At 55.1% G+C, this 12,192-nt stretch carries 9 protein-coding genes; 6 read left to right on the top strand and 3 right to left on the bottom strand.

The features are described 5' to 3' along the window. Window positions 1-80 precede the first annotated feature (80 nt). Together KF752_16235 and KF752_16230 are read right to left on the bottom strand one after the other, a co-directional pair. Window positions 81-305, bottom strand: a complete 225-nt coding sequence (locus KF752_16235; protein MBX3423106.1) for a small basic protein — start codon at window positions 303-305, stop codon at window positions 81-83. Between the two features lie 249 nt (window positions 306-554). Continuing rightward, window positions 555-1,148 carry a hypothetical protein gene (locus KF752_16230; GenBank protein MBX3423105.1) on the bottom strand — a complete coding sequence of 198 codons (594 nt, stop codon included), beginning with the start codon at window positions 1,146-1,148 and terminating at the stop codon, window positions 555-557. 323 nt (window positions 1,149-1,471) lie between these two features. Between KF752_16230 and KF752_16225 the strand changes: the two genes are divergently transcribed. Further along, window positions 1,472-3,589, top strand: coding sequence for a redoxin domain-containing protein (locus tag KF752_16225; protein MBX3423104.1), 2,118 nt, complete (start codon window positions 1,472-1,474; stop codon window positions 3,587-3,589). Window positions 3,590-3,635: 46 nt separating this feature from the next. Here the strand turns inward: KF752_16225 and KF752_16220 are convergent, their stop codons facing one another. Continuing rightward, on the bottom strand, window positions 3,636-4,769 hold the full coding sequence (locus KF752_16220; protein MBX3423103.1) for an aldose 1-epimerase family protein: 1,134 nt from the start codon (window positions 4,767-4,769) through the stop codon (window positions 3,636-3,638). 430 nt (window positions 4,770-5,199) lie between these two features. Here KF752_16220 and KF752_16215 point away from each other — a divergent pair, with 430 nt between their 5' ends. The 5 genes from KF752_16215 (at window position 5,200) to KF752_16195 (ending at window position 12,114) form a co-directional block, all read left to right on the top strand. Next, a complete protein-coding gene (locus KF752_16215; protein ID MBX3423102.1) occupies window positions 5,200-6,465 on the top strand; it encodes a hypothetical protein in 1,266 nt (421 codons plus the stop codon). 154 nt (window positions 6,466-6,619) lie between these two features. After that, entirely contained in the window at window positions 6,620-7,651 is a 1,032-nt protein-coding gene (locus tag KF752_16210) for a TIM barrel protein (GenBank protein MBX3423101.1), read from the top strand. A gap of 224 nt (window positions 7,652-7,875) precedes the next feature. Then, the gene (locus tag KF752_16205; protein MBX3423100.1) at window positions 7,876-9,006 is read left to right on the top strand and encodes a Gfo/Idh/MocA family oxidoreductase; all 1,131 of its coding nucleotides are present in this window, start codon (window positions 7,876-7,878) and stop codon (window positions 9,004-9,006) included. Further along, entirely contained in the window at window positions 9,006-9,674 is a 669-nt protein-coding gene (locus KF752_16200) for a hypothetical protein (protein ID MBX3423099.1), read from the top strand. The genes KF752_16205 and KF752_16200 overlap by 1 nt, the downstream gene beginning before the upstream one ends. A 412-nt stretch (window positions 9,675-10,086) precedes the next feature. Then, on the top strand, window positions 10,087-12,114 hold the full coding sequence (locus tag KF752_16195; GenBank protein ID MBX3423098.1) for a hypothetical protein: 2,028 nt from the start codon (window positions 10,087-10,089) through the stop codon (window positions 12,112-12,114). Window positions 12,115-12,192 lie beyond the last annotated feature (78 nt).

Genomic DNA, 12,192 nt, shown 5'->3' with positions numbered 1-12,192 from the left:
TGGCATGTGCGATCAGTCGGGCAACCAGCCAACGTCCACTTGTTACAGTTGTTGCTTGGCAGCCTAGAATGTCGCCGAGACTATTTCTTCTTCTTAGCAGCCTTGTCGTCCTCTTCTGGACCCTTGACCTTTTTCTTCTTCTTCAGCGAAATCTTGGTGACACGCGTTTTGGGAATTCCCACGACCGGATCGCCTTCCTTCCAGCGATCGATCTCTTTGAGTCGCTTAATACGCTCGACACGGGTCAAAACATTGCGGGATTTGATAGCCCCGCCAGCAACTTTCAGGCTCTTGTCGAGCGTCATAATTAAGGTCTCCGCTAATTGGCCCGTTGAATCTCAGCCTATTTTATCCAAGGGCTCCCACGCCTTTGTTCTGGGCTGCCAGCTTCAGTTGGGGGCGAAATCTTAACTTACAGCGCGTGAAACCTCAACATCTAAATTCCTCGGAATTTACCATCCCCCCAAAGTAGTGTGGCTTTCAGCTGTATGGACCACTGTCCGCTAAGCCACCGCCTTCGGAAGATTGGAGACGGACACCTCCCGGCTCGGCTCTCAGGCGCGCCAGCGGTACCGCCGTGATACGAGGGACAAACCAACCAAGGCAAAAGCCAAGCTGGATGGTTCTGGGATGACTCGAATCCGTAGGTTGTCGTACATTGCCTCTTGCCCAGACCCAATCGGGACGTCGCCAAGCATCACGCCAATGATATCGCCGATATTATCGGCCGGGCCTGCAGAGAATAGTTGAAACAGGTCTTGGGTAATCGTACTGTGATTTACTGAGCCGAGCGTGCCCATAAACGTGACTCCTGCCCAGCCGCCGCCGGTACCGGTAATCCAAACCTCAGCCGTTTGAACTTTCTCGCCCGGGGCAAGCGTGAAGATTATCGAATCGGTGGTCAGGGCTCCTAAGAATAGCGCATGCGGGGCAGATGGAGTTGGAAAGAACGGAGTGGCGAAGAAGCTATTGAGTCCAGCCACATTATGCTGGAATATCGCAGAGGCGAATCCGGGAGCACCAGGAATCAAATCGTGCTCAAAATCTTCGGTGTACACAACGTTCGCACCGGCATTTGCCACCAGAAGTAGACTCAGCGCGGATGCCAGACAAAAACGCAACCGGCTCGGGACGTACTGACGGACCATGATACGATCTCCCTGTGTAGAGCAGAACCTAGAAAATGACTGACCTCCTGCAAACTAACACTCCAGACTCGGGCGTATCAGCGAACCCTCTCGCCAGACCCATTCTAGGCTCCACGCACGGCCATGCAATGCCGCGCCGTCCTATTCCAGCAATCCGCACTCAATGCAATATTGGTAAACCCGTGGTTCACTGGTTCAACCCTGCTTTGGACAGCTATGCTGAAATTGGGCTGATTCGCAGTGACCAACCAGCGAGCACTGATGTGTGGAAGCCGGTTATAATGGGTTTAACCCACAGAAAATTCATTGCTGGAAGCGCAAGAATGAACGATTTTCGATCCAAGTCTTTAAGTTGGCCTATTGCTGGCGGCCAATGCTTCCGCCCACCAACTCTGGCGGCAGCAGCATTGTGGCTGCTGCTACTGACGTCTTCGCTGCTAGCGGACTCCAACGACAACCAGCAGCCTCAGTCCGGGGCGGCGACCGCCAAGTCGGCGTCTGGTCAAGCAGCTGCAACCAAGAATTCCACAGTTCCAATCGGTGCGCAAGTCGATGCCTTTGAGCTGATGGACTATCGAGGCAGAAGCTACAACAGCTCCGAATTCTCCTCGGCAACCGCCATTGCTTTAGTATTTCTCGGAACCGAGTGTCCACTAGCCAAGCTGTATGCGGGTCGAGCCAGCCAGTTGGAGCGCGAGTATCGCGAATCAGGGGTCGTCTTTCTAGCCATCAATCCCAATGTCCAAGACAGCCTGGAGATGATGGCTTCGTTTGCCCGGCGGCACGAATTGGAAATACCGTTCCTGAAAGACCCGGCGCAGAAGTTGTCCGACGCAGTTGGCGCAACTCGTACGCCCGAAGTTTGCCTGTTGGATGGACAGCGGCGGTTGGTCTACCGTGGGCGCATCGACGATCAGTGGGGCATCGGCTATGCCCGCGACGAAACTACTAGCACCGAGCTGAAAGACGCGCTGCAGGCGGTGTTGCGTGGAACCGCTGTGCCGCTGGCAGAGTCTCCAGCCCAGGGGTGTCTCATCGGTCGCCGCAGTCCGTCCAGTGGTGCTGGGGAAGTAACGTTCGCGAACCAGATTTCCCGGTTCATTCACCGGCGGTGTCTGGAATGTCACCGCGATGGCGAAATTGGTCCGATGGATTTTACTAAGTACGAAGATGTGGCGGCTTGGAGTGACATGATGTGGGAGGTGATCTCCGATCGTCGGATGCCGCCCTGGCATACGACTCCGGAATACGGACCGTTTTCCAACGATCGCTATTTATCCTCCCAGGAGATCGAACAATTTCAAAAGTGGGTTGACGCTGGCACGCCACTGGGCGATCTGGATCAACTACCTGAGACGCCGACCTATACCACGGGTTGGCAATTGCCGCGCGAACCCGACTTGATCATATCCGCCACCGCCGAGCCTTTCACAGTGCCTGCCAAAGGCATTGTCCAGTATCAGCATTTTATCGGTGACTTGGGGCTGACCGAAGACAAATGGGTCAAGGCGGTGGAGGTGCGGCCGGGCAACCGCGCAGTCGTGCATCATATTCTGGTCTTTGATCGCCCGAAGGGCTCCAGAGCCACGATCATGCCTCACCGCTCCTTCTTTGCTGGATATATTCCAGGCGGTCGAGTCGCTCCGCTGCCTGACGGCATGGCCAAGCGTCTGTCAGCCGGTAGTGAATTAGTCTTTCAAATTCACTACACGCCGATCGGTACCGAGCAGTTGGATCAGAGCCAAATCGGAATTGTGTTTGCCGACCAGGCCAAACCATTGACTCATGAGGTCCAAACCATCAGTGTGGTGGACCTGCTGTTCGGCATTCCGCCTCACGCTGCCAGCTTTGCGTCCTCTGCGGTGCTGGATAATCCGTTGCCTGAGTGCGAGTTGCTGGCGCTGACTCCGCATATGCACCTACGTGGTAAGTCATATCGCTATACGGCCATTTTCCCGAATGGAAATCGGCGGGTGTTACTGGATGTCCCCAACTACGACTTCAACTGGCAGACCGATTATCTGTTCGCTGAGCCCGTCAAACTGCCCGAAGGAACTCAGATTCTGGGCGAGGCGATATTTGACAACTCGACTAAGAACCTGAACAATCCCGACCCTTCCAAATGGGTCTACTTCGGCGAGCAAACTTGGGATGAAATGATGATTGGCTATATGCATTTGGCGATACCCGTCGATCCCGCGACGGGCCGGGCTCGGACCAGCGTGCTGCCACATGAACTCAAAGGCGGGATCAGTTCACTCGACGCGCTGTTCAATCGTCTGGACGTCAATCAAGATGGTGTGTTAAGTAAAGCGGAAGCTCCCAATCGCGTAGTCGCTTTTTTCCGAATGCTCGACCGGAACGGCGATGGAGTGCTCTCCAAGCAGGAGTTTCAAATGGTCGACAGATTTCAAAAAATGCTATCCGAATTTCAACCTTGATCAAGCAGTTTTGCTTTCAACGTTGGGCGAACAGCTTGCCACGCGGTTACTCAGACGCTGCCCTGGCAGCCTGTTGCCCGGTTAACATTGCAATCCGTTGACTCCATTGCTGAATCCGTTCCCGATTAGAGATACCAACGAGTTGTACCTTAAAATCACGACTCTGGCCCGGTTCAAGTTCCACGAGGCGCCCCTGTTGCTCCTCAATCGAGCGTGGGTTGGGGTAGCCCGTCCCGGGCTCCAGTCCTGTCACGTATCCGTCCGCCTCGGCAGCGGTGTTCTTCCAGTGAGTAAAGTAGGGTAGGGTCTCCCTCTGATAGCGAACCGCCGCCGCTTGAGTTTGGTCTGCCGAAGTCAGCAGGGCTTCTACCCAGCCATCTTGTCCGGCAATGGGCTGGGAAAAATAGACCTGCTCGGCATAGCCACCAGTGGGCGGCAAATACAGACTCCATGAGTCGATGTCCTGCGCGGCTCGCGCATCGCGCGCGGTCACCTGCCTTGTAGCCAGATGTAACTGAGCCCCCCCGCCCAGCAGCGGCCTGCCAAAATTGATGTGATACAGCATTTGCATTGACGTGCTCTGGCCAGCAAGATTCGTAACAGTATCGTGAATATCGACCGCAGGATCGCCCAGCCGAATTCGATAGCGCGCTTGCAACCGTAAGTTGTAGACCAGGAATCGCGTTTCATAGACTTCACCCGTGATGGTCAGCACCCGACCATCATCGCTCAGGTCGCAGCGTACGTTTTGTGCCGGCAAATTGCCGATGCGACCATGCAACGGAAAGCGCACATGACCCTGAGCATCGATATCCGGCGCTCCGAATGAGCGTAAGCCGCAACGGACCAGCAATTCATCGAAACCGTCCAGCCAGCCGATGCCGGTTGAGTCGTTGATGGCTACCCAGCTGGGATGAATGGGACCGTGAACCGGCGAGTTCCACTGGCAGTCGATACCATCCAGGCGAGCCTTCCACAGGCTCATGCCCCGCGTTGGGCAAATGGCCACACGAGCCCGCCCACCATCCACCACGATCAGTTGGCAGCCTGCCTGCCGGCCCTGAGTCAATTGGACGTGGCCAACAGAAAAATCGCCTAACTTGCTTGTCAGCGGTTCGTCCAACAGTCGCCCGGAAGCCGGCCAATTAGTCAGTTCAGCAGGTGGTAATTCGATGTGCATGGTGTTCACTTTGTACAATCGCTCACGAATCTGTAGGAGGGGACAGGCGGGCCATCACCATGGTACCGTATTACCCGGCTAGCTACCGTCGCCAGCCGGTGGGGAGTTGAGATTCCACTCTCTGGCGACGGTGGCTACGCGTGGGCCACTCGACTTGTCCGACGTAAAGCACCGCCCTCCGCCAGAAGTGCCGGAATTTGCCATACCTTACTTGTAACGCTGGCAGGCTGGGAATAAAACAATCGGTTTGCTCGCTCGACAGATCATGACCCGAAGCGTCAGCCAGAGACTCCAGCCCGCGCCGGTCACAGGCGATTGAGTTCAGTGCCTTGCTTCGGGGCAGCCAGCTACGACTGAGACCATTCGTCAATCACCGACGACCGCATTCGTTTCCTTTTGACCAACACTGAAGCCAATCTCCACGAATCACATGACCAACGTAAAACTAGACGACGGCCTGATTAAAAAAGACAATGTTGCCGGAGTACTCGAACGAGCACTCGATGCAGGCCAAGGACTGCTGCGGCTGACGCCAACTTGGGTGCCGCGCAGCTTTTTGCACCCAGGCCGCCGCATTAAGCTCAACCCGGCCGATCTGTACGCTTTTGGTGCCGATCGTGGAGGCATCGACGAACGCTGGTTCGGTAGTACTACCGAAGCCGCTAACGAGGGCCGCGTGTGGCACGAAGGACTGAGCTTGTGCCTGTTTGAAGGCCAGAAATTCCTGCTGCGCGATGCTGTGTCTGAGGCTGGTTCGCGGCTGATCGGCCAGGCGATGTTTGGCAAGTACAGTCGCTGGCCGGTGTATTCCAAATTCTTCGACAATATGGGGCCAATTCCGCACCACATGCACCAGTCGGCCAAAGATGCGGCCTTGGTTGGGCAAGAAGGCAAGCCGGAGAGCTATTACTTTCCGCCCCAATACAACAACGTTGATAACAACTTCTGTTACACGTTTATGGGACTCGAACCTGGGACCAGCCGAGATCAATTGCGCAAGTGCCTGGAGAATTGGAACCGTGGCGACAACGGCATCCTGGACCTGTCGCGCGCCTACCGACTGAAACGTGGTACAGGCTGGTTGATTCCGCCGGGGGTACTACACGCTCCTGGATCGCTGTGCACCTACGAACCTCAATGGGGCTCAGACGTGTTCGGCATGTTCCAGTCGATCGTAGAAGGCCGGTATGTTCCCTGGTCGTTGCTGGTCAAAGACATGCCGCCCGACAAGCACCAGGACTTGGACTTTATCATCGGACAATTGGATTGGGATAAGAATGTCGATACCCATTTCAAGAACAGCAACTACATTGAGCCCATCGTTGATGCTCAGCGCAGCGGCAAAGGCTATACCGACAAGTGGATCGTCTACGGCACAATCGACGGCCAACAACTGTTCAGTGCCAAAGAGCTGACAGTCGAACCTGGGGCCAAGTGTACGTTGAAAGATCCGGGGGCTAGCGGCTGGATTACCGTGCAAGGCAAAGGTCGCATGGGCAAGTTGGTCCTGCAGACACCGGCCATGATTAACTTTGGTCAAAACACCGAAGATGAAGTGTTCATCAGCTACGAAGCAGCCACGCGCGGCGTCGAAATTGAAAACACCGGTAGCGAACCGCTCGTCGGCTTACGCTATTTTGGCCCCGACGTTCACAGCGACTTACCCGCCAACGGTGCCTGGCAAGAGCAAGTGTAGAGCGGTTGCCCTCACATGCTTAGAACCAGTGTAGATCACTGGCCTTCAAGTGCTTACACAAACGAACCTAGATTCCCCACCTTCAGTGCTCTGAATGATTGAGGACAATCGTTCTACACTCACCAAACCTCGCGCCCCAAGGGAGCCGACCTCGATGAGCTTTACCGCCCCTAAACTTCACAACGCCATGTGGCCGGGATTGGTCGGCAAAGGCATGGACCCTGGCCAAGAGCCGCCCATTAGCTTGGAACGCATGTTGGACTTGACCGCCGCCGCTCAGGTCGACGGCCAGAAGTTCGATGGCATCGACTACTTTTTATTTTTGCCGCACACCGATCCGGCTGCCTCGGACGCCGAGCTGAGGCGCATTGCCGACTTGATCCAAAGCAAAGGATTTTCCGTCGGTTCGCTGGTGGCGCCGGTGTGGCCCGGAACTGTGGGCGATTCCGCCATGGGAGACGCAGCGGCTCGCGAAAAATTCCTGGATGCCGTCCGCACCGCCTGCCGCATCGCCAAAGTCTTCAACCAACACGGCGTACGAAAATATGGTGTCATCCGCATCGACTCAGCAGAGTTCGGGGTGGAAAAATGGCGCGCCGATGCCAAGGCCAACACGACCAAGATCGCCCAAACTTTTCGTCAGGCCGCCCTGATTGCCGCCGACCATGGCGAGCGGTTGGCTGCGGAAGGCGAGATCTGTTGGGCAGGCATGCACAGTTGGCGCGATATGCTGAATCTATTGGAGGAGGTCGGTATGCCCGAAACATTGGGATTCCAAGCCGACCTGGCGCACACCTATCTGTACTTGATGGGCTACAACGCTCCAGAGTGCGCGTTGTTGCATGAAGGGTATACCACTGACGAGTTCTACGCAGCTTACGAGCAGATGACCGACAAGCTGCGCCCCTGGACGATCGACTTCCACGTGGCCCAGAATGATGGCCAAGTACATGGAGCCGGTTCGCACGACAAGACCGGCAAGCACTGTCCGGCCGATGATCCCCATGGCAAGCTAGACATAGTTCGCTGCGCGGGTTATTGGCTCAAGGATGCTACTCAGCGTGGCATCCAGCATATTTGTTGGGATGGCTGTATGTTTCCCAATGCTACGCTGGAGACCCCATCCACCTGGAACACCATCCTGGACGTGATGTTAAAAGTCCGCGCTGCCCACGGCTGGAGCTAGCAAACTTTGTCCTGGTAGCATCGTAGGGTGGGACATGCGGGGCCGTGATGTCATGTGAAACTACCAAAGAATAGTGTCAAACAACCGTTACGACCTCGACCAAGATTGGTTCGGCCCCGCGCCGGTCCACCATGTGTACTGAAGTCTGATATCTGAAATTCCCTTCATTCCCAAGCTCCACCTTCTGGCGACGGTGGCTACAACCTCAAACTGGCTGAAATCGCATGAAAGAACTACGCATCGGCATGATCGGTTACGGATTCATGGGCAAGACGCACTCCAACGCCTACTTGCAGGCCGCTAAATTCTTTAGCAGCCAGCATCGACCAGTGCTGCAAGCAATCTGCGCCCGTAATGCCGACAAAGTCAAATCGTTTGCCGACAATTGGGGTTACCGCTCGATTGAGACCGATTGGCGCAAATTGGTCGAGCGCAGCGATATTGACGCCGTCGACATCTGTACGCCCAACAATCTGCACAAAGAAATCGCCGTGGCCGCTGCCAAGGCGGGCAAAATGATCTTGTGTGAAAAACCGCTGTCGATGAACGCGGCTGAAGGCGAAGAGATGTGCCGCGCCGTCGAAGCGGCCGGTGTGCCGAATATGGTTTGGTACAACTATCGTCGCGTACCTGCTGTGACGCTCGCCAAGCAGATCATCGACTCCGGCAAGTTGGGGCAAATCTTTCACTATCGCGCCAATTTTTTGCAAGACTGGACTATCAGCGCTGATGTTCCTCAAGGCGGCACGGGTACTTGGCGCTTGGACGTCGGTGCGGCTGGTAGTGGTGTAACCGGCGACTTGTTGGCGCACTGCATCGACACCGCTATCTGGCTTAACGGTTCCATCACCGATGTCTCGGCTATGACCGAAACGTTTGTCAAGGAGCGCCTACACGCCGAGACCGGCCAGAAGCAACCTGTGGGCATTGACGATGCCTGCGCCTTTTTGTGTCACTTTGCCAACGGCTCGCTGGGGCTATTCGAGTCGACTCGTTATGCGCGCGGTCACAAGGCGCTGTACACGCTAGAGGTTAACGGCGAACACGCTAGCCTGCGCTGGGACCTGCACGACCTGCATCGCTTGCAGTACTTTGACCACCAGGATGAATCCATTGTTCGCGGCTGGCGCAGCGTCCACGTCACCGATGGCGACCAACCTTACATGGGACACTGGTGGGTCCCCGGTTTGCAGATCGGCTACGAGCATTCTTTTACGCATCAAGTTGCCGACTTCTTGACCGGCTTGGATACAGGCAAGCCTGCGCATCCGACTTTCCGCGACGCGCTGGAAACGCAAAAAGTCTGCGACGCTGTGTTGGCCAGCGCCGCTCAGCGCGCCTGGAAGAACGTGTAGTGAATTATCTGGCGCATGCCTATCGCTTTCTCGATCGACCGCAATTTGTCGCTGGCACCGCGCTGCCGGATTGGATGAATGTGGTCGATCGTAAGAATAGGCCGCGCCGACAATTGGCTCAGCCGCTGCTGGCCGACCGTGATCCGGATGTTGCTGAATTGGCTGCCGGCGTCATCCAACATCATGATGATGATCGCTGGTTTCATACGCAAAGCGCATTCGTTGAACTAAGCACACAATTTGCCGTAGAACTCCGCCAGCACCTTCCCCCTGGCGGCGGACATCAAGCCGGCTTTCTCGGTCACATTCTGGTCGAGCTACTGCTAGACGCCGCCCTAATCCAGCGAGATCCTCAATTGCTCCAGCACTACTATGAACTGCTCGACCAACTGGATGTTCACTGCGTCCAAGCCTCCGCCAATCGCATTCTCCGCACCGCCGAGCAGCGGTTGATCATCTTAATTCCTCGCTTCACCCAGGAGCGATTCTTAGCCGACTATACAACCGAAAGCGGTCTGCAATATCGACTATCCGGCGTCATGCGCCGCGTTGGGCTACCTCCGCTCCCAGACCTTACCGCTTGGCTCCTCACCGCCCGCCACCGCGTCTATCAATCCGCCGATCAATTGCTGCCCAGTGCGAATCGGTCCAGTAACACAGGCCACTGAAACGCAGAGTGGATAAATGCCAACGATTCTTGCCATGGTTCTCGTACTGCATAGCCACACAGCGTAAGTTGCGGGTGCCATAGATTGGTACGCGGGGACCTTGAAAGCCTCTGCGCCCGACTTCTAGATTTAACGCTGTACTCTCTACTCCTCGAGTTTTCAACATTCGCTCCTAGCGCCAGCGCCGGGCTGATTATTCATGGATTCAGCCTCCTTCGTCGCGCCGACAGTCGCGTTGCGTCTTCGAAGCGATACCTCGTGGCTATTCGAGGGCCATTTCAGGTGCAACACTGTAAACTTGCCTAGCAGCCAGTCGCATGTTACAACCGAACTGCATTCTCAGAGGGTGGCAACGGCACCTGGGGGGCGTTGCGCAGTGTGAGACTCGATAGACAGGCGGTTGCATTCCGATATGGCCAGCCTCCAAAATCGCATTCAACCTAAGCGCCGGCCTTCGCCGGCTTCACACACGGAGGCGGCGATTCCTCGTCGAAAATCGGCAGTCTATAGTGCGGTATGCTTCGCCATTGCCGCACTGGTTGGAGTCCGATTTTGGCAGTGGAGCACAAATCCTGAGGTAGTTTATCTATCGCAAGATGCACAGGCCGAATGGATTCGCCCCCAAGTCGCTACCGATTTAGAGGCACATCGCACGGAAGAGATGTCCGCGATGTTCGTGCTGCATTTCACAACAGCACGACCAATCGAGAATGCCAAGTTGCATGTCAGGGCATTACGGAAGTTTGAAATTGCCTTAGATCGTGAGTTTATTTTCAGTACTGAGCATGAAGAGTACAACTGGAAAGATGAGATCGTTGTTCCCATTAAACGCCGATTGCTGCCCGGTAATCACGAATTGACGATTGTCGTGATTAACACGGGTGGATTTCCGTGTCTGTGGGCTTATAGCCGGGAGCTTGGTGTTAGATCGAATGCCGACTGGCTAACAACTACCGATCTCCAGGTGTTTAGTTCAGTGATGTTAGCAAATCACAGAGAATTACCTGTGGTTGCTGCCAGTTATCCGTCATTGTCTCAGTCGACTCGAAGCTTGGCACTGTGGATACTCTTGATGTTTGCGGGCTTTATAGGAATCATATGCTTGGCAGACTATGCTTCGACCTGGATGGAGTCGCGGGTTGCCCACTGGCGGATAACAGCTGCTCGCGTGCGCGCCGGTTTGTACTTGGCATGGATTGTTCTGATCATAAACAACACGATTCGAGCGCCTGCCGGTCAAGGGTTCGATGCCCAGCGGCATTTTGAATACATTGAGTACCTTGTCCACCAACATGCATTGCCGTTGGCAACGGACGGCTGGCAGATGTTTCAATCGCCGCTGTTCTATCTATTGGCTGCCCCGATTTACGCCTTGCAAGCAGAGTGGCTGGATGAGTTTGTCAAGGTAAAGATGATTCTCGTCATGCAGTTGCTGTTTGGCATGATTCAAATCGAGATTGTCTTTCGAGCGGCGCGTTTGGCATTTCCGACAGACGAGCATCTGCAAAACGTAGCGCTGATTGTCGGAGGGATGTTCCCGGCGAACATCTATATGTCGCATTGGCTTGGTAACGAGCCGTTGGCAGCCATGATTACTGGTTGGTTGATTGTGGCCTGCTGGGCGTTGATGCGTTTTGAAGGTCAACAGCGGAGCTGGCTGTCATCCTTGACAATCGGTTCTCTTTGGGGATTGGCCCTGCTGGCTAAAGTGACGCCAGTTTTGCTGGGGCCGATGATCGTCAGTACGATCAACTATCAAGTTCATCGCAGTGGACGAAGCTGGTCGATCGCCTGCCGGAACGTGGCAGTCACCCTTCTGGTTGCTCTGATTGTCAGCGGATGGTACTTCGCCAGAAACTGGTTGTATTTGGGAAAACCGTTTGTGGGTGGCTGGGAGCAGGCACGCGGCATGGATTGGTGGCAATATCCAGGCTACAGAACCTGGGAGCAATTGACCTCATTCGGTGCAGCACTCGATCGTCCAGTATGGTCGGCTACCTTCGGGTTCTGGGATTCGCTGTATTCAACAATGTGGCTCGACGGTATGAGTAGTGGCAGCATCGAGTCGGCTGAAAGTCTTTGTTGGAATGTGAATTGGATGGTTGCTTGCGCAGGGTTGGGATTGCTGCCGACGGTCCTAATTTTGATCGGAGTACTAACGAGTTGGCACAAGAAAATGCAGTCCGCAAGGCCAATGCTCCTATGGTCAACTGCCGCCATCGCAATTTATGTGGCCGCGATTTTCGAACTCTACCTTCAGGTGCCGATATACAGCACCGCTAAAGCGTCCTACATGCTGGGGCTGCTTCCGTGCTTCGCTATCTTGGCCGCTGCCGGTAGTAAACCCCTCATGGATAACCGCTGGATTCGTTCCATAACCTATGCATTGCTGCTGACCTGGGCCACGACTGTATACACAGCCTATTTCGTGTGCGGCTGATAGAACCGGGCAACATTAGCATCCGATTCCAATTTGAAACCCTGTGCCACAGAGGTCCAAATGTTAGATCGTATTGGA

The organism is Pirellulaceae bacterium, assembly GCA_019636385.1.
In the GTDB taxonomy this organism is placed as follows: domain Bacteria; phylum Planctomycetota; class Planctomycetia; order Pirellulales; family Pirellulaceae; genus Aureliella.
The sequence above is the reverse complement of the archived record's forward strand: the minus strand, read 5'-3'. Positions and strand labels throughout refer to the sequence as shown.